This window comes from Paraburkholderia sp. GAS41, from assembly GCF_050436545.1.
GTDB lineage: Bacteria > Pseudomonadota > Gammaproteobacteria > Burkholderiales > Burkholderiaceae > Paraburkholderia.
In genome coordinates this window covers 205,521-231,467 of the sequence record NZ_JBNDMK010000002.1, presented here as the reverse complement: position 1 = coordinate 231,467, position 25,947 = coordinate 205,521, and the positions used below count along the sequence as shown (strand labels likewise).

The window sequence follows — 25,947 nt, the reverse complement described above, 5'->3', positions numbered from 1 at the left end:
TAATTTTCATTTTGGAAAGTACCCCGGTTTCGTGCATCGGGCAGCAAATACGGACGACGAATTCTTCGAATTTCTGCTGGAAGATCCGGGTGGTAGTCTCGCCGATTCGTTGGGGACCAATTCTGAACACTATGTTGTGATTCCCGTGCGGGGTGAGTGGATCGCATTTGGCGATAGGTCATGGGGCACGGGGGTCCTGTACGGGCCGACAGAGGTAATGGAATGCGCGAGAAATTTCTATCCGTTCTTCAACTGCCCGCCAGAGCACTTTAAAAATAGAGCCGTCGTCAACGTGATCTAAACGACCGAGCCAACGGCTGTTCTCCCTTGTGCCCCCAACATCAGGGACATGAGGGGAATGAGCCGTTCGGCTTGATCGTTGAATACAAGGCTACACTGCCCCTCAAGCCTTCAACGTCCCCCCCGCCGCATCCTCCCGTGACTGCACCTGCAACACCGCATCCCGCTTATCCAGCAGATGCTGCCGCAAGATCGCGCTCAGCCTCTTGCCGTCGCGGGCTTCCAGCGCCTCCAGCATCTCGCCATGATCGTGCACCGCGCGGTCCCACTTCGGGATCTGAAAATTCGAGCGAAACCGTAGCGCCTGCAATCGTCGGTTCACCGAAATATAAGTCTGCCGCAAGGCCGAATTGCGCGCCGCTTCGTTGATCTTGTCGTGGATCGCCTGATTGCGGCTGTAGTAGCCCGCGAGGTCGTTTTGCGCGCGGCACGCCAGCATCGCGTAGTGCAGCGCCTTGATCTCGGCCAGCTCCACCGCCGTGATCCGCTCGGCTGCCAACTCGCCGGAAAACGCTTCGAGCCCGCTCATCAGTTCGAAGGTCTCGCGCAACTCCGCCTCGGACATCTTCGACACCGACGCCCCGCGGTTCGGCCAGATCTCGATCAACCCTTCCGCGGCGAGCACCTTCAGTGCTTCCCGCAACGGCGTGCGCGAAATGCCGAGCGTCTCGCACAACTCGCGCTCGTTGAGCTTTTTGCCCGGCTCCAGCACGCCTTCCACGATAAAGCGCCTGATGTGATCGACGACGGTGTCGTGCAGCCGCTGCCGCTCCACCTTTGGCATGAGCGGGGCGCTAGGGGTGTCCGTTTCGAAATCCGAATTTTGCATACAAAAACCCTTATACCCGTTTCAAGCGATTTTATAGGAACCTGATGCCAGAGAAGTTAGCGGGTAAACACCGGTATCTGTAGCGTAGGTTTGCCTTGGGTTTGTCACCGATCTGCTGATATAGTTTTTTGAATGCAAAATTCAATTGGAGAAGACTCATGCTGAAGCTCGACTTTCATCCTGCCGGCCGTCACTTCCTGCAGATTCCGGGGCCGAGCCCCGTGCCGGACCGCATTCTTCGAGCGATGAGCTACCCGACCATCGATCACCGGGGCCCGGAATTCGGCGCGCTCGGCCTGAAGGTGCTCGACGGCATCAAAAAGATCTTCAAGACCCAGCAACCGGTGGTGATCTATCCGGCTTCGGGCACGGGTGCGTGGGAAGCCGCGTTGTCCAACACGCTGAGCCCCGGCGACCACGTCCTGATGTTCGAGACAGGCCATTTCGCGACGCTGTGGAAAAAGATGGCGGAGAGCCTTGGGCTCAAGCCGGAGTTTCTCGGTCTGCCGGGTATCGAAGGCTGGCGCCGTGGCGTGCAACCGCAGTTGATCGAAGCGCGTCTGCGTGAAGACACGCAGCACACGATCAAGGCCGTCTGCGTGGTGCACAACGAAACCTCGACGGGTGTCACGTCCGATATCGCCGCCGTACGCCGCGCGATCGATGCCGCCGGACACCCCGCATTGCTGCTGGTCGACACCATCTCGGGTCTGGCCTGCGCCGACTATCGCCATGACGAATGGGGCGTGGACGTCACCGTGTCGGGCTCGCAAAAGGGCTTGATGCTGCCGCCCGGCATCAGCTTCAACGCGGTTTCGCCAAAAGCCATCGCTGCGAGCAAGCAGGCAAAGCTGCCGCGCAGCTTCTGGGACTGGACCGAGATCATTGAAATGAACAAGTCCGGCTACTGGCCGTACACGCCGAACACGAACCTGCTGTACGGCTTGTCGGAAGCGCTCGACATGATTCTGGGCGAAGGACTGGACAACGTCTTCGCGCGTCACGAACGCCTCGCCGAAGCGAGCCGCCGTGCCGTGCGGGCGTGGGGTCTCGAGATCCAGTGCGCCGATCCCGCCGTGTATAGCCCCGTGCTGACGGGCGTGATGATGCCCGAGGGGATCGACGCCGACGCCGTGCGCAAAACCATCTACGAACGCTTCGACATGTCGCTCGGAACGGGTCTCGGCAAGATGAAAGGCCGCATGTTCCGCATCGGTCATCTGGGCGACTGCAACGACCTTACCTTGCTGGCGACGCTGGCCGGCTGCGAAATGGGTCTGAAACTGGCGGGTGTGCCGGTTGCCGCAAGCGGTTTGCCGGCGGCAATGGAGTGGCTCGCCAGCCAGGCGCCGCGTGCAGGATTGAAGGTCGCGGCCTGAGCCCAGGGGATCAACGTCGCAGCACGCCGTTCCAGGCGCGCGGTCGATACCAGCAACGGAGACGGACGATGAAGCGGTTCCGAGTGACCAGTGCGAGCAGTATCGTTTTAGTAATGCTGTGCATCATGTATTTCATTACCTACCTTGACCGGGTCAACGTCAGTACCGCAGCGGCCGGCTTTGGTAAGGAGTTCCAGCTTTCCCATACGCAGATCGGCCTCGTCTTTTCGGCCTTCGCTTATCCGTACCTCGTGTTTCAGATTATCGGCGGCTGGGTGAGCGACCGGTTCGGCGCACGGCGCACGTTGATCTGCTGCGGCGCGGTGTGGGCGCTGGCCACCATCCTGACGGGCCTGGCCGGGGGCCTGACTTCGTTGCTCGCAGCGCGGTTGTTGCTGGGTTTCGGGGAAGGCGCGACGTTTCCGGCCGCGACCGCGGCCATGGCGCGCTGGGTCGCCAAAGAAAAGCGCGGCTTCGCACAAGGCATCACGCACGCGGCCTCGCGTATCGGCAATGCGGTGGCGCCCGGTGCGATCGTGCTCGTAATGGCGACCTGGGGCTGGCGTCAATCGTTCTACATCTGCGGCGTGCTGAGCCTGGTGTGGGTGATCGTCTGGGCCGTCACCTTTACAGAACATCCGAAGGACCATCCGCGCATCACGACTGACGAACTCGAGGTGCTGCCGCTACCCAAGCCAAAGACGGCGAACATCCCGTGGAAAGCCCTGTTTCGCCGCATGGCGCCGGTCACGATTGTGTACTTCTGCTACGGCTGGACCTTGTGGCTCTTTCTGAGCTGGATTCCGCAGTACTTTCTGCATAGCTACCACCTCGATCTGCAAAAGTCGGCCATCTTCGCCTCGACGGTGTTTTTCGCGGGCGTGCTCGGTGACACGCTTGGCGGCATCGTGACAGACCGGATATTCAGGCGCACTGGAAGTCTGAAACGTGCACGCAGCTGGATGGTGTCCGTCTGCATGCTGTTGACGCTCGCCGTGCTGGTGCCGTTGATGTTCGCGCACAATCTGTATGTCTCCATGGCGTGCCTGTCGGCGGGCTTCTTCTTCGCGGAGATGACGATTGGACCCATGTGGGCCATTCCGATGGACATCGCACCCGAATACTCCGGGACCGCCAGCGGCATGATGAATACCGGTTCGGCTCTGGCGGCGATCATCTCGCCGGTCGTCGGCGGCTTTCTGATTGACCGTTTCGGCAGTTGGGAATTGCCGTTTGTCGGCAGCATGCTATTGATGGGCATTGGCGTCGTCCTCGCCTTCCGCATGCAACCGGAAAGCCGATTCGAAGTGAGCGCGACGCCGGGCACGCAGCCGGCACCTGGCCTCAAGGTGTAAGGGCCCCACTACGCGCAATTTTCAACCACAGAACCGATAACAACGTAACGATGACCTCATCCGACATGTCCCCCTTGAGCCAGCGTCTAGTCGACGCGCGGGCCCGTCACGTGACGCTCGACACCTTGCCGCCGGAACAGGTACCGGCTGACGCCGACGCCGCCTATGCGATCCAGCACGAGATTCTGCGTGTGTCGGGCGCGCAGATTGGTGGCTGGAAGATCGGCGCGAAGTCGGAAACGGGACCGATCCAGGGCGCGCCGCTGCCGGCCGCCGATGTCCATGCCGACGGCGCGAAACTGGCGCGTGATGCATTCGCGCCGCTGGCGCTCGAACTGGAGATTGCGTTTCGCTTTGGCCGCCGCTTCGAGCCGGCCAGCGCGCCATACAGCGAAGCTGAAGTGCTGGCTGGAATCGGATCGTTTGGCACAACCATTGAAGTCGTCGCGAGCCGCTACGCGGCATGGCCGAACGTCGACAAACTCGCGCAACTCGCCGACCTGCAGAATAACGGTGCACTCGTCGTTGGTGAATTCGCGCCTTACCGTGCCGACTTTCCGTTTGTCGCGCCGTCGCTGCGCTTCAGTTTCGAGGGGCGCGACGTCGTGCTCGCCGCCGCGGCCAACCCGGCCGGCGATCCGCGCCGGCTGCTCACGTGGCTCGTCAATCACTCCGCCGTGCATCGAGGCGTGGCCGTTACGCCGGAGATGGTAGTGACGGCCGGTTCGTACACCGGCATGTTTTTCCCGCAGAGCGCAGGCACGGCAAGTGGCCGGATCGAAGGGCTTGCGCCCGTGAGTGTGACGCTCTACTAAAGATTTCTTCGGGCCGACGATATGACGAATGCCGCTTCCCCCTTGCTCGTCAAACCCATTCATCTGGTGCCGTCCAGCGCACGCATGACGACGCCGCTCGCGAGGCGCCTGCGCGAAGCCTTGCATGGCGACGTGCTGTTCGATGCAGCGAGCCGCGGACGTTATGCCACGGATGCGTCGATCTACCAGATCACGCCGATTGGCGTCGTCGTGCCGCGTGACCAGGAAGACCTGCGCCTCACGCTCGAAGTCGCGCGCAGCGAGAAGGTGCCCTTGCTCGCGCGTGGAGCGGGCACGAGCCAGTGCGGGCAAACCGTCGGCGAGGCGCTGGTGATCGACACCAGCAAGTGGCTGAACAATATCGTCGCGTTCGATGCACAAGCGCTGACTGTGACGGTGGAACCCGGCGTCGTGCTGGATCATCTCAACGCCTGGCTCAAGCCGCATGGGCTGTGGTTCCCGGTGGATGTATCGACGGCGGCGCAATGCACGATCGGCGGGATGGCCGGCAACAATTCGTGCGGCTCGCGCTCGATCGAGTACGGCAACATGGTGCACAACGTCGAGGCCATCGAGGCGATCCTCGCCGATGGCAGCGAGGCGCGCTTCGGGTCGCTGCGCGACGCGCCGCAAGGGGCGCGTCTGCAGCAGATCGTCGAAGGCGTGCAGCGCATCGCGCTGCGTGAGCGCGACGAGATTGTCGCGCGCGTGCCGAAGGTGCTGCGGCGCGTGGCGGGCTACAACATCGACGTGTTCGATTGCCAGAATCCGCGTGCGTATACCGATGACGGCGTCGCCAACCTCGCGCACCTGCTGGTCGGCTCGGAAGGCACGCTGGCGTTCAGCCGCCAGTTGACGCTGAAGCTCGCGCCGTTGCCCGCGCACAAGGCGCTTGGCGTGGTCAACTTTCCGACCTTCTGGCAGGCCATGGATTTGACGCAGCACATCGTCAAGCTCAAGCCCGTGGCAGTGGAACTGGTCGACCGCACGATGATCGACCTGGCAATCAGCAATCCGGCGTTTCGTCCGGTCATCGAAAAGGCGCTGGTGGGCCGTCCGGAAGCGATCCTGCTGGTGGAATTCGCCGGCGAGAGCCGCGACGCGCAAGTCGCCGGTCTGAAGCAACTGACCGAACTGATGGCGGATCTCGGCTTGCCGGAATCGGTCGTGCAGATGCCGGACGCGAACGAGCAGAAAGCCTTGTGGGAGGTCCGCAAGGCGGGCCTCAACATCATGATGAGCATGAAGGGCGACGGCAAGCCGGTGTCCTTCATCGAAGACTGCGCGGTGCCGCTCGAACATCTGGCCGAATACACGAGCAAGCTGACCGAAGTGTTCCACCGTCACGGCACGGAGGGCACGTGGTATGCGCATGCGAGCGTCGGCACGCTGCACGTGCGGCCGATTCTGGATATGCGGCGCGACGGCGCGCTCAAGATGCGTGCGATCGCGGAAGAAGCGGCGGCGCTCGTGCAGGAGTACAAGGGTGCGTATTCCGGCGAGCACGGCGATGGGCTGTGCCGCGGCGAATGGGTGGCATGGCAATACGGGCCGCGTCTGAACCAGGCGTTCAGCGAGATCAAGGCGCTGTTCGATCCGGACAATCGCTTCAACCCCGACAAGATCGTGCGACCGCCGAAGATGGACGACGCCGGCAATTTCCGCTTTGCGCCGGGCTATCGCGAGCGCGCGATTCAGACGGCGCTCGACTGGTCCGCATGGAACGTCGAACGTCATCCGCGTACCGGCGAAGAGAGCTTGCCGGGAAGCGGCAGTGACCTGTCCGGCGGCCTCGCCAGGGCCGTCGAGATGTGCAACAACAATGGCCATTGCCGAAAATTCGACGCGGGTACGATGTGTCCGAGTTACCGCGTGACGAAGGACGAGCAGCACGTGACACGTGGCCGGGCCAATACATTGCGTCTCGCGATCTCAGGACAACTCGGCGAGGAAGGGCTGGCGAGCGACGACGTCAAAGACACGCTCGATCTGTGCGTGTCGTGTAAGGGCTGCAAGCGCGATTGTCCGACGGGCGTCGATATGGCGAAGTTCAAGATCGAGGCACGCGCGGCGCGTGTCAAGCGGCAGGGTCTGAGCGTGCGGGACCGGCTGGTGGCATTCATGCCGCGCTATGCACCATTCGCGAGCAAGGTGCCCGGTTTGATGGCGCTGGCCGACAACGTGCCAGTGCTGTCCACGTGGTTCAAGCAGACCGTGGGCTTCGCCCCGCAACGGACGCTGCCGCGCTTCAGCAAGTCGTTCCTCGCGAGCGCGGTAGCAACGGGCACGCGGGAGTCCGCCGGCTCGGCAAAATCGCGCTCGAATGCCGATGGTGCCGTGAAGGAAGTGTTGTTGTTCGTCGATACGTTCAACAACCACATGGAGCCGGAGAATGCGCGTGCTGCGCAGCAGGTGCTGGAGGCGGCGGGCTATGCCGTGCACTTCAATACGCGCGAAGGCGAGCGGCCAGTCTGTTGCGGCCGCACGTTCCTCGCTGCGGGTCTGGTGGACGAAGCGAAACACGAAGCCCGGCGCATGCTGGACATGTTCCGGCCATTTGTCGAACGCGGTGTGCCGATTGTCGGGCTCGAACCGTCGTGTCTGCTGTCGTTGCGCGACGAGTTTCTCCACTATGGCTTCGGCGAGGAAGCGCAGCGGCTTTCGAAGTCGGCATTCCTGTTCGAGGAGTTTCTGGTGCGCGAGCAGAAGGCCGGGCGTCTGACGCTGGAACTCAAGCCGCTTCCTGCGGAAAAAGCCCTCGTGCACGGCCATTGCCATCAGAAGGCCTTCGATGCCTTCACGCCCGTGCAAACCGTCCTGAAGTGGATTCCTGAACTGGAGGTGTCGACGGTCGAATCATCCTGTTGCGGGATGGCCGGCAGTTTCGGTTACGAAGCCGAGCACTACGAGACCTCGCAGGCGATGGCGGAGTTATCGTTGCTGCCGGCGGTCCGCAAGATCGGCGCCGACACGGTGATGGTGGCCGACGGCACCAGTTGCCGGCATCAGATTCTTGATGGCGCCGGCGTGGATGCGGTGCACGTGGCCCGTGTGCTGGCGATGGCGTTGAAGTAACCGCAGCCTTATGCCGCCACGCCGATGGCCTGACGGTACTGCATCGGCGCCACGCCCACCGCTTCGCGGAAGCGGTGGCTGAAGTGGCTCGCGTTGGCATAGCCGCAACGCGCCGCCACCTGGGCGAGCGGCAGCGTGGTGGTGCGCAACAGCAGGCGCGCCCGCTCGACCCGCTGCTGGGCAATCCACGCAGCCGGCGGCAGACCGAACGAGGTGCGGAACATCCGCGCCAGGTGGTACTCCGACAGACAGGCCGTCTCGGCCAGATCGCCGAGCGTCAGCGGCTGGGTCAAATGCGCGTCGATATAGTCGCGCAACCGGCGGCGCGTCGCGACCGACAGGCCGCCCTTTAGCGCGGGGTCCATGCGACTCACCCCTTGCGAGCGCAGTAGCAGGCTCAAGACTTCGTGCGCCGTTTCGTTGGTCCGCAACAGGCCGTCGGCGTCATCCCAGCTTTGGTGGGTCAAGGACTGGCACAGGGTGGCAATGCGGGCGTCTTCGAAATAGGTGCGGTCGGCCAGCGTCACTTCACGCGGTTCCCGGTCGAGTTCCCGCACGGCGCGCTGCGTGAAGTGCTCCGGCAAGAAATACAGGTGCATGAAATGCATCTGACCGCGCACCCACCAGCGCGATTGATGGTCGCCGGGCAGCGCGCAAAGCCGCGTGGGCGCGCCATACAGCCCCGGCATTTTCTGGCGCTCGGTGCGATAACCGCCGTCGATATAGCACGACAGCGTGTGATGACCGGGATTGTCGTAGACGGTTTCGGCCTCTTCGGTCTCGCGGGTCCACTCCGCTATGGCCAGCTGGTCGCCGAGCCAGGCGAAGCGTTGCAGCGTCGCATTGGCGTCGCGCAGCGTGTGACACACCGAGTGAAGGCCAAATGGCGTCTCGGCGGGGTCGATCACGGTGCTGGGCAGACTGGTGTTCACGGCTAGAGAAGGGCGAATGATATGGCGTCCAGTATAGAGCGTGCGGTGCCGCCGCCGCTCGCCCCAGCAAAGAAGTGCGCAATCCTGGACAAGTGAAGGGCGGTTCGCAGGCGCACAGTCGGGCAGTCGAATCCCCGAATTTCATTCCCGCAAGTCTTGCCATGAACCTGTTTCTCTACGCTTTAACCGTCCTGATCTGGGGCAGCACGTGGATCGCCATCAAATGGCAACTCGGGGTGGTGCCGCCGCCGGTGTCGATCGCCTGGCGTTTTGGGCTCGCCGCGCTCATCCTGTTTGCCCTGCTGCGCATCATGCGCCGGCCGATCTGGCCGCCGCGTGCCGCGTGGCGATTCCTGGTGGCGCAGGGGCTGGCGTTGTTCTGCTGCAACTTTCTGTGCTTCTACTACGCCGAGCAGGTTGTGCCGAGTGGTCTGGTGGCGGTGATTTTCTCGATCGCCCCGCTGCTGAATTCGATCAACGGCCGGCTGTTCATGGGACGTCCGCTGCAACCCACGGTTATCCTGGGCGCGTTGCTGGGTCTCTTGGGCATTCTATGTCTGTTCGTGCCGCAGATGGCCGGGCACCTTGGCGACAATGCCGCGTGGCTGGGAATGGGGATCGCGTTCCTCGGTACCTTGTGCTTTTCCACGGGCAGCCTGCTGTCGAGCCGGATGCAATCGATGGGCCTGCACCCGCTCGTCACCAATAGCTGGGCCATGCTGATCGGCGCCAGCATCCTGACCGTGGGGAGCGCCTTGGCCGGCCTGTCGTTCAGAGTCGAACCCGATGTACGGTATCTGGGCGCGCTCGCCTATCTGGCCGTGTTCGGTTCGGTGATCGGCTTCACGGCTTACCTGATGCTGGTCGGACGCATGGGGCCGGAGCGAGCCGCCTATTGCACTGTGCTGTTTCCGATTGTCGCGCTGGCGATATCGACGGTGTTCGAGGGCTATCACTGGACCTTACTGGCCGTCATTGGCCTCGTGCTGGTGGTGGCCGGCAATCTGGTGGCGTTCGATCTGACGCGGCGTGTCTTTGCGCGGAAAATTTTGCCCAACACGTAATATTTGAAAAGATATGCCGGGAAACAGTCCGTAATTTCAATTCAATTGATGCATCTAGAATTGAGATTTCTATTGCCATTCTAAAACGAATTTTTATCGATTAATTTCCACGAAAAATATGCGAGGATGAGTCGCCTTCGCAAGGAAATGATCGTGAAACTGTCTTCTCGCTTCGGCGCGGCCCTGCTCGTTGTTCAAGGCATCTGGCCCTGTGTTGCGCTTGCTCAGGCGCAGCTGACCTATACCACTTCGTGGATCGGCAATAGTTCTGGATTCGGTAACGGAAAATGGATGCAGCAGGATATTCAATCCATCTATGTCGCGGCGAATGGCACGGTTTATACCAATTCGCCATGGGATGAAAGCGGTAGTGAAATCGCTTCCTATCAGAACGGTAATAAGCTCGCGGTAGCCGGCAATACGCACGGCTGGGGCGCCGCTGGCGGCGATGCGGTCGCCAGCAACGACACGTATCTATACGCTGCGATGTCAATTGGCAACGAAAGCAACGCGCTGGTGGGCGCGGACTATCCGCCGCAGAATCAGACGTGGTTCGGCATCACCCGGCGTCTGGTGTCGAACATTGCGCTCGGTGCGCCGTTCGCCTCCGGCATCGGCAACAGCGCGAATGTCACCAAAGACAGTTTTCTACGCGTCGAGGCGGTGACGGCGGGCATCGACGCGGGCATTCGCGGACTTGCCGCCACCGACAGCGAAGTCTACGTAGCCGATACCTACGGCAACCGCATCGTCGTGCTCGACGCGCAAACCATGCGGCAAGTGCGTTCATGGAGCGTGCCGGCACCGGGCCGCATCGTCATCGATACTGACTCGACGCTTTGGGTCATCAGCGGTTTCGATTCGGCGAGCGGTGCGAGTGTCGTGCACTGTTCGAACACCGGCGCGCCGCTGGCGGGGGTCCTGCCGTTGCCGGCCGGCACGATCCCTACCGCGCTTGCCATTGCCCCGTCGGGGCAGATTCTCGTGGCGGACAATAGCCCCTCGCAACAGATCCTCGTGTTCGACAAGATCGGTGGCGGTCAGACGCGACTCGACACGGCGCTCGGCACGCGCGCGGGCCTCTTTCATACGGTTGAAGGCACGCCCGGGAACTGGCGCTTCAACGGCATCACCGGCGTGGGTTTTGATCAGAGCGGCAACTTGTACGTAGGACAGAACGGCGAAGGACCGCGGCCGATCGGTTCAGCGACAGTCGGCGAAGGCGCGGTGCTCGAAAGCTATGGATTCGTTTCGCGGCAACTCAACTGGCGTCTGTATGGGCTGACCTTCGTCGACAGCGGCGACTTCGATCCGGCCAACACCGCTAGCGTGTTTAGTGGTTCGAAACGCTTCTCGCTCGATTACAGCCAGCCCGCCGGGAAGGAATGGTCGTACGCGGGCTTTACGCTGAACCGCTTCGCTTACCCGAACGACCCCTCGTTCCATCTGACTCGCGGCGTGCGCGGCGAGCCGATGGTCCGCCGGATCAATGGCCAGCCGTATCTGTACACGCTCGATCCATACTCGCACTATTTGAGCGTGTATCGCTTCAACACGGACCACGGCGAAGTCGCCATTCCTTCTGGCTTGCTGGCCGAGAATCCGATCCCCGGCACGTGGCCGGCTGGGCAGCCCGCGTACGGCGAGTGGATGTGGCGTGACAGCAATGGAGATGGCGTGCTCGATGCGAACGAGATCACCAGCAACCCGTCCACGGGCAGCACGGTAGGCGACGGTTTCTGGTGGGTGGACAGCGCCAGCAACGTCTGGCTCGCGACACCCGTGAGCGGTATCCGTGAAATGCCGCTGCAGGGCCTCGACCCGTACGGCAATCCGATCTATCAGTACACCGGCGCCAAATGGTTTGCGATGCCGCCGCAGTTCAACCGGCTCGGGCGCCTCGTCTACGTCCCGCAGACCGATACGATGTACGTGACTGGCTTTACGGCCGCGAGTCCATGGAACACGACGCTATGGAAAGAAGCTGGTCCGCTGCTGGCGCGTTACGACAACTGGAGTACGGGCAATCCGTCGTTGATCTACACGATCGCACTGCCGTGGAATACACAAAGCGACCCACCGGTGACGACGGTGGGTGTCGCAGTGGCGGGCCACTATATCTTCGTGGCCGAGTTGTTTACGCAGAAGATCGATGTGTACGATGCGCGCTCAGGTCAGGCGGTCGGTTATATGACGCCCGGCGCGAGTGTGGGCAACACGAGCGGTTGGGTCGATGTCTATCTCGGCATCAACGCGGTGGAGCGCGATAACGGTGAATACGACGTGCTGGTGGAGGACGACGCGCGCGCCAAGATCCTGCTGTATCGGTGGACGCCCGCGCCGTAGCACCTTAGCGCCTTGGTGGCTAAGGGCGCGGCGAATGGACGATCGAACGCGATCGGTATATAACAACGTTAGGGTTCCATTCACCACCGCCATAAAGGGAGACACCTTCCATCATGACGCGCGATGCTTCGCAAAACCAGCAAACGGGCGAAAAGCCCGATATCGAGCACCTCGACGCAGCGATCAACCACGTCGACCAGTTGGTGAGTTCGGGCGGCATTGCATCGGGCGCAGCCAGAGGGCTGTTGTATAGTCTGATCGAGACGCTCGGCACCCTGGTTGGCGACCCGGACCTGCCCGAGCACGCCCGCTCAGGGTATGAAGGCTTGCTGGAAACGGCCCGTGAATTACGGGTCAAGCTTGAACACTGAAATTGGTCTGCGGATTCAGGCTTCCACGCTTTCCTGCGCGGCGAGCGCTTCCAGCAAAGCGTTCGGCGCCGAGGTGATCTGCAGTGTCGGCGTGCCGTGCCAGTCCGCGCAGCGCTGGAATGCGCGCTGAAGGTCGGCGGCGAGTCGGCCGCTGACTCGCACCCCGGGTTCCAGGTGAACCGCCTTCAGTTCGAAGATGCCGCTCGAGCGGTGCGCCTTGGCATCGGCGCGGCCTACCAGTTTGCCGCGGTTCAGAATCGGCAGCACGAAATAGCCGTATTTGCGCTTGGCCGCGGGCGTGTAGCACTCAATCGCATAATCGAAGTCGAAGAGCGCCGCAGCGCGCTTGCGATCCCACACAACCGGATCGAACGGCGACAGCAATGTCGTCACCGTCGAGGCCAGTTTGCCGCTGCTTGCATCGTCGATCAGCGGGGCGAACTCGCGATGCACGAAGGTATCCTGCTTCCATCCGTCTACCCGAACCGGGATCAACTCGCCCTGGTCGGCCAGTGCGTGCAGCGCATCGACATACGGGCGGCGCGGCAGCCGGTAGTAATCGGCCACCCAATCGGCGCGCGCCACGCCTAACGCCCGGCAACTGCGTCGCAGCACTTCCTGGGCGACGGCCTCTGCCGGTTGCAGATCGCGCTTGTCGTTCCAGCCCGGCAGGACGCGCTCCGCCAGATCGTAGACACGATGGAAATTGCGCCGCTCGGCTACCATCAATTGACCGATGGCGAACAGCACTTCGAGGTGCCGCTTCTCCGGCTTCCAGTCCCACCAGCCGTCACTCTTGCCAGTCTCGCGGACGAAGTCCGCCGAGCGCACCGGCCCGTTTGCGCGAATCTGCTCGAGGAGGAGGTCAATCTCTTTGCGGTACTTCTCGTGCCACTCCGCGGCGTATTTCCAGCCCATGCCGCTGGGGTCCAGCATGCGGTGGCGCAGCAGGCCGTAATCCTCGATCGGCACGAAGCAGGCCTCGTGCGACCAGTATTCGAAAAGCTTGCCTTCGGCGAGATGCTCGTCGAGCCATTGCGGCGTGTAGGCACCGAGACGGCTGAACAGAACCAGATAAGGGCTGCGGGCGACGACGTGAATCGTGTCGATCTGCAACTGCGCCATGCGGCGGATCGCATCGAGGACGTCGGCTTTGGTGGCTTTGCGGCGCGGCGGGGTCAACAGACCCTGCGCGGCGAGATGGAGAGTACGGGCGGCAGATAACGGGAGAGTCTTCACGCGGTCGGATCGCTGAGTGGAATGGCACCGGCGCGGTTGGCGCGCTGGAAAAGTAGCGGCGTGAGGCGGACCGACAATGCGTCGCCCAGCCGGACAACCGCTACTTTAGCGCGAACGCGTCATGCACCCAGCGCGACGGCTTCTCCGGTGACCATCGCCAGCATCGTATGGATCTGCGAGACCACGGCGGCTCCCTCGCCGACGGCTGCCGCGACCCGCTTGGTCGAGCCGGCGCGCGCATCGCCGATGGCGAATACGCCATCCACGGTCGTGCCCAGATCGCAGGTGGAGTTCAGGCCTTTCGCACCGGTCAGCACAAAGCCCTTCGAATCGAGCTGCACACCGCAGGTTTGCAGCCATTCCGTGTTGGGGTCCGCACCGGTGAAGAGGAACAGATGACGCGTGTCGAAACGATCCGTGCCATCCGGTAACGGCTCTTTCAATACGACCGATGCAAGGCCGACGTCGTCCGCGTCGAGCTGCCCGATCTCCGTGTTCGGATGCACGAACACATTCGGCAGCGAACGGATCCGGTCGATCAGATAGCGCGACATGGTTGCTTCGAAGCCGCTGCGGCGGATCAGTACGTGCACTTTGGCCGCGTGCGTCGCGAGATAGACAATGGCCTGCCCGGCGGAATTGCCGCCGCCCACCAGCACGATTTCCTCGCGCTTGCACAGCTTGGCTTCGACCGGCGAGGCCCAGTAGTAGACGCCGCGTCCGTCGAAACGCTCGAGTCCTTCAATCGCGGGCCGGCGGTATACCGCACCGCTCGCAATCACGATGGTGCGCGCCTTCACGCTGCCGCCGCACTTGAGTTCGAGGCGGTGCGGCGACTCTTCGCAATGCAAAGCTTTGACCTTGACCGGAATCGCGACGTGCGCGCCGAACTTCTGCGCCTGCACGAACGCGCGGCCAGCCAGCGCCTGACCGGTGATGCCAGTCGGAAAGCCCAGATAGTTTTCGATGCGCGAGCTGGCGCCCGCCTGACCGCCCGGCGCGCGGCTGTCGAGCACGATCACCGAGAGGCCTTCCGAGGCTGCGTACACGGCCGTGGCGAGTCCGGCAGGGCCGGCGCCGACGATGGCCACGTCGTAAATCAGCGACGCGTCGAGCTCGGGAAGCATGCCGAGGCAGGTGGCGAGGTGCGGGTCGCTCGGATGCCGTAGCACGGACCCGTCCGGGCAGATCACCAGCGGCAGATCTTCCGGTTGCGCGCCGAATTGTTCGATCAGGATGAGCGCGTCTTCGTCGCGTTCGTCGATCACCGAATGCGGGTGACCATTGCGCGACAAGAACCCCTGCAGCGAGACGAGCCGCGAGTCATTGCTCTTGCCCACCAGGATCGGGCCACCCGCGCCTTTTTCGATCAGCGAGACGCGCCGCAGAATCAGCGCACGCATGATGCGCTCACCCAGTTCGGCTTCTGCGACGATCAGGGCACGCAGGCGGATAGGCGTAATCAGCAGCGCGTCGACAGGTTGAACCGCCATGCCGCTGACGAGACACACGCGCCCGGACAATTGACCCACTTCGGCGAGGAACTGCCTTGGGCCGCGCTCGGAGACGAGGCGCTCGCGCCCCAATCCGTCGCGTTGGAAAATCTTGACGCGTCCTGCCAGTGTCACGAACATTCCCGCGCCGATATGGCCGGTTTCGAACAGCAGCTGACCCGATTCGAAGTGCTGCACTTCACCGAATTTGCGCAACCTGTCGATTTCTTCCCAGGTGAGGTTGGGGAACATCTGATGTTCCCGCGTCGCGAGCGAGGAGAACGGGGCGTCGGCGACTACAGTTTGTTGTTGTTGTGCTTCGGCTTCTTCAATCTCGACCATCAACCGCTCCTTCTGTTTTTTGGTTCAGCAACGGGTCCAGCGGGCAGCGCGGGCCATCAGCAACCAGTAGCGGCCGGCAGCAACCGGGTGGCAACTGGCGCGTGGCGGCGGGGCGTGTTACACCGCCGGCGCGACGCCAGCATGCACTTCGGGCACCGGCTCTTCGTCCAGCGGTTCGAGTTGCCGGCCGGCGTCGCGCCAGGCGTCGAGACCGCCGCGCAGCGGCAGCACGTCGATGAAGCCCGCTTCGTTGAGTTGTTTGGCCATCCATGCGGCCGAAATTTCATTCGGGCACGAGCAATAAATGACAAGCTTTTGATCCGGCGCGTACTTCGCGATGATTTCGTTGAGCTGACGTTCGTCGGCGAATTGCGTGCCTGGGATCACGAACGGATCGAGCTTGCGCTTTTCGCGCGAGCGGATGTCGAACAGGACCGGCGGCTTGCCGGCCTCGATCAGTTTGTCGAGCTCGTCGATTTCCATGCGGGCCGTGGCCAGCTTTGCGATGAGCTGGCGCCGCCGGATCCAGCGATACGTTGCATAGAGCAGCAGCAACACCAGAATCACGACGCCCGCCATCCGCCCAAGACGGCCCGCGCCAGCCATCAGCATGTCGATCTGCTGCGCGAACATGGCGCCGATGACGAGACCGGTGCCGGACCACAGCGCGGCGCCGATGCTGTCGTAGGTCAGGAAGGTGCGATATTTCGTGCCCATCGCACCGGCCATAGGAATGGAGACGATCGCGAGGCCCGGGACGAATTTCGCCACCGCAAGCACGCGCACGCCCCAGCGGCCGAAGAACCGCTCGGTCTTCTTGACGCAGGAGTCACGCGAGAGCGACAGCTTGCAGAGTGTTTTCAGCGTGTTGCCGCCGTAGATGCGGCCGGCGAGATACCAGACACTATCGCCGATCAGCGTGGCGAAGATCGCCAGGATCAGCACCGCAGCGAGTTGCGTGCCGACAGTGGCCGGGTGCATGGCGGCGGCCGCCCCGAACAGGACGAGGCACGGCATCGCGGGCACAGGCAACCCAAGCGATGCAGCAAGCACATTGGCAAAGACGAGCGCAGGCCCGTACTGCTCGACGAGGTCATGTAGCATTGGCTTACTTCCACAGCCGTTGCCGGTGGGAAGCGAAGATGTAAGTTAACGATTATGGACGCATTTCCGTGACGCGCAAGCGTCCGGTAATGTAGTGCGCGGATGAAGCGGCAGAAGCCCTGCTGGGTCAGGCACGGCGGGTGGAGACGACCGCATGAAGCGAGGTTCCGTCCGGCCAGTTAATGTTTCAAACGAAGCTTCAATGAAGGTGCAGACGAGCTTGCAAGGAAGGCTTGCAGATAGAGTCTGCGGCGAAGCGTGCAGATGAGCGTTGGCGGCCGGCGCGCGGCATTCGCGTGCGCCAGTGTCGCCAACCGGTTAGGTACGATGATTGTGTTGTTCGCCCGGCAATTCGGCGCCGTGCGCACGAATGGTCGCAATCAGTTCCGCGGGCGTGATTTCATAACGCACTTCGCGGTGAATGCCAGGCTTGCGTTCGTCGACTTCGATCAGAAGAATACCCTTGCCGTCTTCTGTCGATTCGAGGCGCAGCGAGCGGAGTTCGCGCGCCGTTGCGTCGTCGTATTCGGTGAGCAGGGCCATTGACCCGGAAGACCCGGTAGTGCGCATCGAAGTTGTCCTCGTTCGTTGTTGATGAAGCCATTGTAAGGGCAGCGTGGCGCGCTGTCTTTTTGCGCCCCGCTGATACCGCGACATCCCACGCACCTCGGAGAGCCGCGCCACGCATTGCGATGCGCGATGCCCACTCCGCAGTGGCAGCCAGTTTAACGCGACTCATTGCGTCGCAAGATGCATTTTTCGTGCCCCGCTGCGGTGCAACGATTCCACGCGATTGTCACGGCCCTGACGCGTGGCGCGGTTAGGCGGTTTATGCGGCGAACGCGCGCAGCTATTTCCTGTAAACGAAGCGACCCGCATCATCGTTGACCGGGGATTCGGGCGCGGTTTTATATTGCGGTGACTTCGTCAGGTATTTTTTGCCGCCTGGATTGCCTGGCGCGCCGGCATGATAGAAATGACGCAGACAAAAAATAGCCCGTCCGATGAAGGACGGGCCATTAAACGCCGTTATTACTCGGGTCAGCCGGCCCCGCACAACCAGGGCGCTGACGGGCATATGCTGAGCCGCACGCGAGTCTTTGTCGAGGTGGGAGTAACGCCGATCTATCAGACTTAAGCGTTGCCGCGCGGCTCGATCTGGGAGCATTAGCGGCCTCACAGTGCGAGGGTCCGCAGAGAGTGCCGGGATCGGCTCCGGCGCGACTTCTGTAAGCGTAAACGGTGGGCGCGCCCGTGTTCGTTCATGTCGTCTGCGTCGCGTTTGACGAGCCCTTCAAAAGCGTTACACTGCGCTGGAAGGTGCGGTGTGGCCTGCAGACATTGCGGCTCGCGATCAGCCTGCGCAGCGGTCTGCCTGTAAAAACAACGCGAACGACCTGACCCGATGCAGAAGATCCTCGACCATACCCAGGCGTCGCTCGCCGAGGCGTTTGCTTCGCTGGCGCGAAACGCGAAACGCCAGCAATCGCTCTATCTGACGGCCATCGTCACGTTGATGGCAATCGTGGTTCTTTCGGCGCTGCTGCTTGCGGTGCTGGCGGCCGGCAAGCAACTGGAATACCGCCGCTCGCTCGCCACGCAATATGCCTCCGACGTCTCGCTGCTCCTGCATCAGGAGCTCTCGTTCCTGCGGCGCACCGAACACACATTGGCCTATTACCAGCACGGCGGCGAGGTACGAAACCTGCCGGATGGCGTCGCAGCGGCGATCCTGCAAACCGGCGTGGCACGGTGCCCGGTCGATGCAGTGGGCGTGCCCTTCGACCTGCTGGTCGCTGAAGCCACGCGCAACGAGTGGGGCTCCGCGCTCAACAACAAACTGCTCTGGCTCTACGGGGCAGGCCAGTCCACGCTCGTGACGCAGCAGGCCATCGAACTCGATCAGCGTGCCATGCTGATCGGGGTGAGCGAAGACTATGCCGTGATCCTGCCGGCGCACGACCCGCGACCAGGTGACCACGCGCCGCGCCTCGAGCCCCCGGACGTGGCCAGGCTGCGCGCCATGCTCGAACATGCGCTGGAGACCGAAACCGGGCGGCGCGTGCCGGCCAAAGGCGAACGGGTGTGGATCGGGCCGTATGTCGATCCATGGCTGAGCGCGCCGGTCATGACTGCCGTCAGTACCTATTACGCAGGCGATGTGCCCACCACGCTCGTGACGATGAGCATTCCCGTGGACGTGTTGATCGGGCGGCTACCGGAGCAACGCCGCGGGGGCACGCTGCTGCTTCTTTCTGATGACCAGCGCGCGGCAGTTTCGTTGCCCACCGGCAGCGCGGCGCTGGAGAGCGACTTACGCGCGATCGCCGCGGATCTTCCGGACGGCGCCTACCGTTACACGCGTCGCGGTGCGGTGATGCGAGAGCAGATCATCCCGGGCTTCGGCTCGCTGGTCGGCTATATCCCGTGGAGCGTGCTGATTACCACGATAGGCTGGCAACTGGGTGCGATTGCAGGTGTGGCGATATTCCTGTTGCTGGGTATTGCGCTCGCCACCCGCTTCTGGGGGCTGCGCCTGTTGCAAACCAGCCATGTCGAAACGGCGCGTATGCTCGAGAGCGAGTCGATCAACCATATCCTCGTCAGCGCCACACCGATTGGTCTGTGCATCGTCCGGCGGAGCGACTATTCAATCCTGATCGCCAATGAGCTCGCGGGCGAGTTGCTGGATATCGAACTGTCTGCGAATACGCTGCCCGCACACATCGTCGCAGCCTTCAAGACCCAGTTTGCCGCGCTACCCAACGCCGTGAGCGAGTCGGAAATCGTGGTATTCGGTGCGCCCGCGCGGCCCGGCAAAAACCATCGGGAGAGCGAACAGTTTCTGCAATTTACGTGCGCACCGGCTCGTTATACCGGTGTCGACGTGCTGTTCTGCGCGATCCTCGATGTCACCGCGCAACACGCGCTTGAGCAACAACTGCGCACCGCGCAGCAGGCCACCGAATCGACGATGCGAGCGCGCTCGACGTTCTTTGCCTCGATGAGCCACGAGATTCGTACCCCGCTCAACGTACTGCTGGGCAATCTGGAATTGCTCTCGCGTACAGCGGGTCTGGAAACGCACGAGCAGCGCTTGCGGTCGCTCGGCACAGCCGCCGAAACATTGCGTCGCGTCGTCAACGATATCCTCGATTTCTCGAAGATCGACGCAGGCGAGTTGAAGCTCGTTAGCGAATCGTTCAGACCCATCGACGACTTCGAAAATCTCGCGCTATCGTATGCGCCGATGGCGGAGGGTCGGCCGATCCGCTTTTATTCGCATTTGTCACCGACGCTGGATCAGGTGCTGAGCGGCGACCGCACGCGTATCGTGCAGATTGTCAATAATCTGCTAAGCAATGCGTATAAATTCACGTCCAGCGGGAAAATCACGCTCAATGCGGAAGTGCAGGAAGACGCGCAGGGACGCAGCATCTTGCATTGCCGCGTCTGCGATTCGGGAATTGGCATGGACCCGGCGGTGGTCGCGCGCATCTTTCATCCGTTTATCCAGGCCGAAACCAGCACGGCTGCCCGCTATGGCGGCACGGGCCTCGGGCTTTCGATCTGCGCGAGCCTGTGCGATTTGATGGGCGGGCATATCGCCGTCGACAGCGTGCAAGGTGTGGGGAGCGGTTTCAGCGTGTCGATTCCGCTCGCGCGTTTGCCTGAAGACCAACGCGTGCCGGTTGCCACACCAGCCCGGCGTGGCAACGCGATGGTGCTGTGTCAGGAAACGGATTCCGCACCGGTTATCGGCGGCTGGCTCGATCGCGCAGGATGGTTCACGCACGGCGTCCGTGCAGTGCGCGCCGCCGAAGACTGGTTGCGTGCCAACCGGCCCGACGTGCTGGTCGTCACCGGCGAATACGGGCTCGATGTCATCGCCGCATTGCGTGCCTTGCAACCGGCGAAGGCGGTCTGGATTACGCGCATGGGTCCCCATCGTCCAACGTTATGCGCTGACGGTGTGTTCGAAGTGAGTGAGTTCAGTCACGTGGCGGTTCTGGCGGCGGTGGAGTTGGCTGCCAGCAAGGATGACGAGGCGTATGCGAGAGCGGCGGTGGACGCCTCGGCGACGCCCGACGCGCTCGCCCGTTCGCCGCTCGCTGGCGTAAGTGGCGCCATGCAGCCGGGTGTGTCGGATGAGCCTGCGTTGCGGGGGCTGGCGATTCTCGTCGCCGAAGACAACCCGCTGAACCAGTCTCTGATAGTCGAGCAATTGACGACGTTGGGATGCGAGCCGATTCTCGCCGGCGACGGCCGCCAGGCGCTGGCGCTGCTCGAGCATACGGAAGTCGATGTTGTCCTGACTGACATCCACATGCCCGTCATGGATGGCTATGAACTGCTCGCGGCGCTGCGTCGCCAGTCGCCGGGTTTGCCGGTGTTCGCGTTCAGTGCAGTCACGGATATGGAGCAAACCGAAGAATGGCATCAGCGCGGCTTCACAGGCTACATTCCCAAGCCGACCTCGCTCGCCGAACTGGAGGCGGCACTCAGCGCGTTGGGCGGGGATGAGGCGCCGGTGGCGGATTCCTCGCGTGAGTCGAGGTCAGACTTGAGGCTCGATCCTGCATCGCAATCACCGGCAGGTTCGCCGGAAGCCTTCGACGCGCAGACCAAGGCACGCTACGTCACGATGCTAAAGGAGCATCTCGGTACCGACCTGCCGAGGTTGTCCGCGATTGTCGAGCAACGCGATCGGCTCGCGCTGCGCGACTGGGCTCATAGCGCAGGGGGCGCGTTTCTGATCGTAGGAGAACCGCAGTTCGCGGCGCAATGCCGTGAACTGCAAAACCTCTGTCACAAGCAGTCGCAGTGGAGCGAGCAGATGGCCGCACTTGCCCTCGCGTTGCATGAGGGTCTTCGCAGTCACTTCGGTCTAGGGGAAGCGTCAGCGTCAATGCACTAGCTCCGTTCTTCCAGGCGATTACTTCATACGTAAGCCTAAAGATTCTTTCCGGCGTGTCGTAAACCACGTTGTCTGGGGCGCATGCATCGCGCATGCGGCCATCTCCCTCGGGTAACTCTGCCCGCCTCAGCCTTGTCTCCACGCCTGACCCAATCTTACGGAATGAGTACGATGAAACGCGTCGTTGTTGCTTTGCTCGTAGGCCTTAGCACGTTGTATGGACCACTTGCCATGGCGGATGAAGTATATGGACAGATCGGCACCGAAGGCGGCGGCGTGGGTTACGGGCATGCGCTCGGCTCGGTCGCCAACGTTCGCGCGGAATTCAACGGCTTCAGTTTCTCCCATAGCTTCAATTCGGGTGGCTTGCACTACGACGGTACGGCGACGCTTGCGCATGGCGGCCTCTACGGCGATTTCTTCCCCGCTCCAGGTGTCGTGCCGTTTCGCTTCACGGCCGGTGTGCTGATTGGCGGCGACAATGTGGATGCGGACGCAACCAGTATGTCGGGCACGTACACCATCAATGGCGTGAAGTATTCGACTCTCGGCGAGAGCATTCACGCGAAGGCGAAATTCCCGGTCGTACGTCCATACCTGGGTATCGGCTTCGGGCATTCGCCGCTTGCCATGAAGGGCTTCTCGATGTTTGTCGATGCCGGCGTCGCCTACGGTAAACCGCGCGTGGACTTCGACGTGCCGGCCGACATCGTCGCCGAAGCAGGGCAGGCAAACGTCGACGCCGAGAAGCAATCGCTGCAGAACACCGCGGACCGCTTGCGCTTTTACCCGATCGTGAAAGTGGGCATTACTTACCACTTCTAACGCGCGGTTCTCACGCGTTTGCAATGTGCGCGGATCCGGCCAGATTCATCCTGGCCGTTTCGCGATGAAGTCGATCTCCACGAGCGCGTCACGTGCGAGGCCCGTGACACCAATGCAGGTTCGGGCAGGCAACGCGTCCTGCGGGAAGTAAGCGCGATAGGCGTCGTTCATCGCCGCGTAATCGCGCTTGAACTCGGTGAGGAAAATGCGTGCCACCAGCACGTGTTGTAGCCCGAGCCCGACACCTTCAAGCACGATCTTCAGATTGTCCATGACGCGCCGGGTCTGCGCGACCACTCCGTCAGGCAGCGAGGCGGCGTCGTCGGTGGGCGAAGTGGGCATCTGTCCCGTCACGAATACCCATCCGTCATCGCTTTCGCTCGCGTGCGAAAACGGGGCTACAGGTGTTGGCGCGTTCGGAATCATCCAGAATGTAGGGCCTTGCGTCATACCTCTTCTCTCCCTTCGCAACGTTGACGTTGAAATAGCCGGGTTTGCCGGTCAGGTCAAAAGTAACCCGCCAAAATGGCTGTGGCTGGCACGACACCACCCTGCGCAATGTCACGCGGGCACCATTTTTTGCATGCTACGATGGTTCGCGACGCAACTGAAGATCGGGCCAACGATGGCAACCCTTTACGACAAGCTGGGCGTTCAGCCGAGCGCCACGGAAGACGAGATCAAGCGGGCATATCGGAAGGCCGCCATGCGCTGGCATCCGGATCGCAACGCCGGCGCGGAAGAGACGGCCCGCGCCGCGTTTCAGGACATCAAGGACGCCTATGGCATCTTGTCCGATACGGCGCAACGTCAGGTGTACGACGCGGTATTTGCCGAGCAGATGCGCGAGTGGGAAGCGCACCACCAGCGTGAAGAGCGAGAACGGGCCGAGCGCGAAGAAGCGGCCCGGGCCGCCGATCAGGCCGTGTACGCGAGGATGGTTTCGCTTGCCATGCGGTTTGCGGACGAAGGCTACAACCGCGACGTGGTATTCGGCGTACTGCTAGGGCACCAGTGCGATACCACCCGCGCAGCGCAGATCGCGGACAGCGTGTTGGCACTGCATGCGTCGCGCCAACAGAAAAGTGTGCCCGAGGAACCGGTCGCGGATGAACCCATGCAGCCAGTCGAGCATGCTGCGGCGCGAGACGATCACACTGCGGCCGCGCAGGGCGGTAGCCTGGGCGGACTGTGGTTTCAATTTTTGAACAGTCTGAAATTCTGAGCGGCGCGCCATGGTAGCCGGCGTCAAAAAAAGAGGGACGTCCCTGCGCTGGCATTGCTTATAGTAGAAGTGTGCCGGATCGGAGAAGAGACGGGTCTGTCGTCTCTTGACGTGCACATTTGACGGGGGAACGGTGCGATGACAACAGCAGCCGGTTCAGCCTACGCGATGTACACGAGCACGCCCGCGTCGCTGCGGGAACTCGCCAACTATCTCGAACTGGCGCTCGACGCCGGTCAGGCCGTAGTCGTCATGCGGTATGGCACGAGTCAACGTTCCGTGTACATCGGCGACCCTGAAAACTCGCTCGACACGCTGTCGAGCAGCGATGCAGTCGCAGCTCATCTTGCCGAGGAGATGCTTGCGCTTACCGCGCCGGGTATGAACCGGATCACCGCCGATGGCCAGGTGTATCGCTTCACGCGAACGCATCGGTATATCGAAGACCGGCAAGCTGTGATTTTTGCGCCGGCGTGAAGTGACTCGCTGACGATCAGCGCTGACCCGCACGCACAAAAACAAAAAGCGAACCGAAGTTCGCTTTTTGAAATGCTGGACTGCCTGCTGGCTGCGAACGAAACGTTACGCGCCGGCCGAGACAGTTGCCACGAATTGCTTGGCAGCCTTGCTAGCCGATTCGTAGGTGGCGTTAGCTGCCGAGAAAGCCGAATTCCACGCGGCTACAGCACCTTCGCTACCCGCCGGGGCATTCTTGGCGAGGCTTTCGATGAAGCCTTGGGTTTCTTTCTGGGCTTTCTGAAACTGTGCCGTGGCTGCGCTCGAGAATTCAGCTTGCGCGCTCGACAGGATTTCATGAACGTGACGACCGTAGGCAGCCGCTTTTTCCGACGCGGGTTGCGACAGGCTCGCCGACAGCGCGATCAGTTCGCTCGGATCTTTCACCGAAATAGCCTTGGTCGCGATAGCTTGCGTTTCGGCCAGCGACGTCTTGGCGGTTTGCAGATTCAGTGCAACCAGCTTTTCGAAGCTTGCAAAAGCCTGGTTCGCGAAGCCGAACAGGGTTTCCAGGCTGGCTTGTTGTGCGGCGATCAATTGTTGGGGGGTAGGCGTGCTCATCACTGCTCCAAAGGGTAAGGCGGCAAGTGCGAGGGGGCTCTGAATACCACAAGATCCGCGCGCCGCAAGGACTGAAGGTTGATTGCTGCAGTGCAACAAAACCCATTGTACGGGGGATTTTTGGGATGTCAACCGATTTCGGTGAGGATCGTGACCCAACGTTGTCTTCACGAAGCGGATCATAGCCCGCGGCCTGCCACCGTGGCATAGTGCGACCCATTCACAGGTGATTGCGGAAAGGAGCCGGATGACGCCGATGAACAGCACCCTTGATTCAGATCAGCAGGACCAGGTTGTTCTGCTGGACGGCGTGCCGAGTCCGGCCGCCGACGCCCCGGAGCCGTTTGTAGTGGCCAATGAGCGGCGTGTCGTGATTGCGTATCGGATCGCCGAGGCGGGGTTCGAGCGCTTCGGTCCGTTCGACGAGGATGACGACCCGTTTTGCGCGGTCGAATTCTCCGCGGCAGCGTTCCATCAATTCGGACCGCCCAACGACGAGGGGCTTCATGCTCACCCACTTGCCGCGCACGGCTTACGCGCCTATTCGGCGCATGAGATCGTGAATTCGTCGCTGGTGGCCGATTCGTGGGGTCCGGATTCGGCCCAGGACGGTTTTCGGCATTACGTCCTGACGTTTCAGGACAGCACGTATGAATGCGTTGCCGCCGATTGCACGGTCGTCGGGATCTACGGCAATGGCGATATTGCCGCGCGGGAAGCGTTTTCGCTGTGTAAGTGAGGCGATAGCGCGCCCACAGCGACATTGAACCTGATGTCGTATCATTCTTTGATGCATTGGCATACGCGACGTGGCTGCCCGATACCTGGCAGAAGTCACGTCGTCAGGTAATTCAATTCGCACTCAGTGGCGACGCAAACGGAGAGCATGATGGCAAAAAGTTATTGGGTTTCGGCGTATCGCAAAGTATTCAAGCCGGAACAACTCGCTGAGTATTCGAAGCTCGCCACTCCGGCGATTCTTGCTGGCGGTGGACGCATTCTCGCTCGCGGAGTCGCGGCCTTTGCTCACGGTGCAGGCATTGCTGAGCGTACCGTCCTGATTGAGTTCGATAGTCTCGAGAAGGCAGTGGCCGCGTTTGAAAGCGCTGAATATCAGGCGGCAGTGAAGGTACTCGGTGACGCCGTCGAACGGGATTTCCGTATCGTCGAAGGCGCGGAGTAAGCGTTTCTCGCGGTAGAACCGTGCAAACGGATGCGGCCGAATCTCATGGAGGTTCGGCCGCACGCATTTCCTACT

General features: G+C 62.0%; 22 protein-coding genes. 14 read left to right on the top strand and 8 right to left on the bottom strand.

The genetic code is table 11. From position 1 onward, the window contains the following. Window positions 1-403: 403 nt before the first annotated feature. Window positions 404-1,129 carry a GntR family transcriptional regulator gene (locus P3T43_RS04155; RefSeq protein WP_429279770.1) on the bottom strand — a complete coding sequence of 242 codons (726 nt, stop codon included), beginning with the start codon at window positions 1,127-1,129 and terminating at the stop codon, window positions 404-406. Between the two features lie 158 nt (window positions 1,130-1,287). On the opposite strand from P3T43_RS04155, the gene P3T43_RS04150 reads away from it, so the two are divergent. The 4 genes from P3T43_RS04150 (at window position 1,288) to P3T43_RS04135 (ending at window position 7,753) form a co-directional block, all read left to right on the top strand. Next, a complete protein-coding gene (locus P3T43_RS04150) occupies window positions 1,288-2,508 on the top strand; it encodes a pyridoxal-phosphate-dependent aminotransferase family protein (protein ID WP_429279769.1) in 1,221 nt (406 codons plus the stop codon). A gap of 68 nt (window positions 2,509-2,576) precedes the next feature. Then, window positions 2,577-3,863, top strand: coding sequence for an MFS transporter (locus P3T43_RS04145; RefSeq protein ID WP_429279768.1), 1,287 nt, complete (start codon window positions 2,577-2,579; stop codon window positions 3,861-3,863). A 50-nt stretch (window positions 3,864-3,913) separates the two neighbouring features. Beyond that, window positions 3,914-4,678 carry a 2-keto-4-pentenoate hydratase gene (locus P3T43_RS04140; protein WP_429279767.1) on the top strand — a complete coding sequence of 255 codons (765 nt, stop codon included), beginning with the start codon at window positions 3,914-3,916 and terminating at the stop codon, window positions 4,676-4,678. A gap of 21 nt (window positions 4,679-4,699) precedes the next feature. Then, on the top strand, window positions 4,700-7,753 hold the full coding sequence (locus P3T43_RS04135; protein WP_429279766.1) for an FAD-binding and (Fe-S)-binding domain-containing protein: 3,054 nt from the start codon (window positions 4,700-4,702) through the stop codon (window positions 7,751-7,753). Window positions 7,754-7,761: 8 nt separating this feature from the next. Here the strand turns inward: P3T43_RS04135 and P3T43_RS04130 are convergent, their stop codons facing one another. Continuing rightward, window positions 7,762-8,685, bottom strand: a complete 924-nt coding sequence (locus P3T43_RS04130) for a helix-turn-helix domain-containing protein (protein ID WP_429279765.1) — start codon at window positions 8,683-8,685, stop codon at window positions 7,762-7,764. 161 nt (window positions 8,686-8,846) lie between these two features. Here P3T43_RS04130 and P3T43_RS04125 point away from each other — a divergent pair, with 161 nt between their 5' ends. The 3 genes from P3T43_RS04125 to P3T43_RS04115 all read left to right on the top strand — a co-directional run bounded on the left by P3T43_RS04125 (window position 8,847) and on the right by P3T43_RS04115 (window position 12,466). After that, the gene (locus tag P3T43_RS04125) at window positions 8,847-9,749 is read left to right on the top strand and encodes a DMT family transporter (RefSeq protein WP_429279764.1); all 903 of its coding nucleotides are present in this window, start codon (window positions 8,847-8,849) and stop codon (window positions 9,747-9,749) included. A 147-nt stretch (window positions 9,750-9,896) separates the two neighbouring features. Continuing rightward, the gene (locus P3T43_RS04120; RefSeq protein WP_429280156.1) at window positions 9,897-12,095 is read left to right on the top strand and encodes a hypothetical protein; all 2,199 of its coding nucleotides are present in this window, start codon (window positions 9,897-9,899) and stop codon (window positions 12,093-12,095) included. A 113-nt stretch (window positions 12,096-12,208) separates the two neighbouring features. Beyond that, complete coding sequence (locus tag P3T43_RS04115; protein WP_429279763.1) at window positions 12,209-12,466, top strand: hypothetical protein; 258 nt, start codon at window positions 12,209-12,211, stop codon at window positions 12,464-12,466. Window positions 12,467-12,481: 15 nt separating this feature from the next. Here P3T43_RS04115 and P3T43_RS04110 read toward each other — a convergent pair whose 3' ends face one another. The 4 genes from P3T43_RS04110 to P3T43_RS04095 all read right to left on the bottom strand — a co-directional run bounded on the left by P3T43_RS04110 (window position 12,482) and on the right by P3T43_RS04095 (window position 17,214). After that, window positions 12,482-13,705 (bottom strand): winged helix-turn-helix domain-containing protein, encoded by a 1,224-nt coding sequence (locus P3T43_RS04110; RefSeq protein WP_429279762.1) that lies wholly within the window; start codon window positions 13,703-13,705, stop codon window positions 12,482-12,484. Window positions 13,706-13,824: 119 nt separating this feature from the next. Then, the gene (locus tag P3T43_RS04105) at window positions 13,825-15,540 is read right to left on the bottom strand and encodes an FAD-dependent oxidoreductase (protein ID WP_429279761.1); all 1,716 of its coding nucleotides are present in this window, start codon (window positions 15,538-15,540) and stop codon (window positions 13,825-13,827) included. Between the two features lie 117 nt (window positions 15,541-15,657). Next, window positions 15,658-16,644: a DedA family protein/thiosulfate sulfurtransferase GlpE gene (locus P3T43_RS04100; RefSeq protein ID WP_429279760.1), complete on the bottom strand. Its 987-nt coding sequence runs from the start codon at window positions 16,642-16,644 to the stop codon at window positions 15,658-15,660. A 318-nt stretch (window positions 16,645-16,962) separates the two neighbouring features. After that, a complete protein-coding gene (locus P3T43_RS04095) occupies window positions 16,963-17,214 on the bottom strand; it encodes a hypothetical protein (protein ID WP_429279759.1) in 252 nt (83 codons plus the stop codon). A gap of 324 nt (window positions 17,215-17,538) precedes the next feature. Between P3T43_RS04095 and P3T43_RS04090 the strand changes: the two genes are divergently transcribed. The 3 genes from P3T43_RS04090 (at window position 17,539) to P3T43_RS04080 (ending at window position 22,387) form a co-directional block, all read left to right on the top strand. Further along, on the top strand, window positions 17,539-17,640 hold the full coding sequence (locus P3T43_RS04090; protein WP_429280155.1) for an Ada metal-binding domain-containing protein: 102 nt from the start codon (window positions 17,539-17,541) through the stop codon (window positions 17,638-17,640). A 409-nt stretch (window positions 17,641-18,049) separates the two neighbouring features. Continuing rightward, window positions 18,050-21,562 (top strand): response regulator, encoded by a 3,513-nt coding sequence (locus tag P3T43_RS04085; RefSeq protein WP_429279758.1) that lies wholly within the window; start codon window positions 18,050-18,052, stop codon window positions 21,560-21,562. A 231-nt stretch (window positions 21,563-21,793) separates the two neighbouring features. After that, window positions 21,794-22,387 (top strand): hypothetical protein, encoded by a 594-nt coding sequence (locus tag P3T43_RS04080; protein ID WP_429279757.1) that lies wholly within the window; start codon window positions 21,794-21,796, stop codon window positions 22,385-22,387. A 45-nt stretch (window positions 22,388-22,432) separates the two neighbouring features. Here the strand turns inward: P3T43_RS04080 and P3T43_RS04075 are convergent, their stop codons facing one another. After that, the gene (locus tag P3T43_RS04075; RefSeq protein ID WP_429279756.1) at window positions 22,433-22,837 is read right to left on the bottom strand and encodes a RidA family protein; all 405 of its coding nucleotides are present in this window, start codon (window positions 22,835-22,837) and stop codon (window positions 22,433-22,435) included. Window positions 22,838-23,012: 175 nt separating this feature from the next. Between P3T43_RS04075 and P3T43_RS04070 the strand changes: the two genes are divergently transcribed. Further along, window positions 23,013-23,612: a J domain-containing protein gene (locus P3T43_RS04070; protein ID WP_429280154.1), complete on the top strand. Its 600-nt coding sequence runs from the start codon at window positions 23,013-23,015 to the stop codon at window positions 23,610-23,612. A gap of 138 nt (window positions 23,613-23,750) precedes the next feature. Beyond that, a complete protein-coding gene (locus P3T43_RS04065; RefSeq protein ID WP_429279755.1) occupies window positions 23,751-24,089 on the top strand; it encodes a hypothetical protein in 339 nt (112 codons plus the stop codon). A 105-nt stretch (window positions 24,090-24,194) separates the two neighbouring features. On the opposite strand, the gene P3T43_RS04060 is transcribed toward P3T43_RS04065, so the two are convergent. Continuing rightward, entirely contained in the window at window positions 24,195-24,872 is a 678-nt protein-coding gene (locus P3T43_RS04060; protein WP_429279754.1) for a phasin family protein, read from the bottom strand. A 73-nt stretch (window positions 24,873-24,945) separates the two neighbouring features. On the opposite strand from P3T43_RS04060, the gene P3T43_RS04055 reads away from it, so the two are divergent. Together P3T43_RS04055 and P3T43_RS04050 are read left to right on the top strand one after the other, a co-directional pair. Next, window positions 24,946-25,428 carry a hypothetical protein gene (locus tag P3T43_RS04055; RefSeq protein ID WP_429279753.1) on the top strand — a complete coding sequence of 161 codons (483 nt, stop codon included), beginning with the start codon at window positions 24,946-24,948 and terminating at the stop codon, window positions 25,426-25,428. A 150-nt stretch (window positions 25,429-25,578) separates the two neighbouring features. After that, window positions 25,579-25,872 (top strand): DUF1330 domain-containing protein, encoded by a 294-nt coding sequence (locus tag P3T43_RS04050; RefSeq protein WP_429279752.1) that lies wholly within the window; start codon window positions 25,579-25,581, stop codon window positions 25,870-25,872. Window positions 25,873-25,947 lie beyond the last annotated feature (75 nt).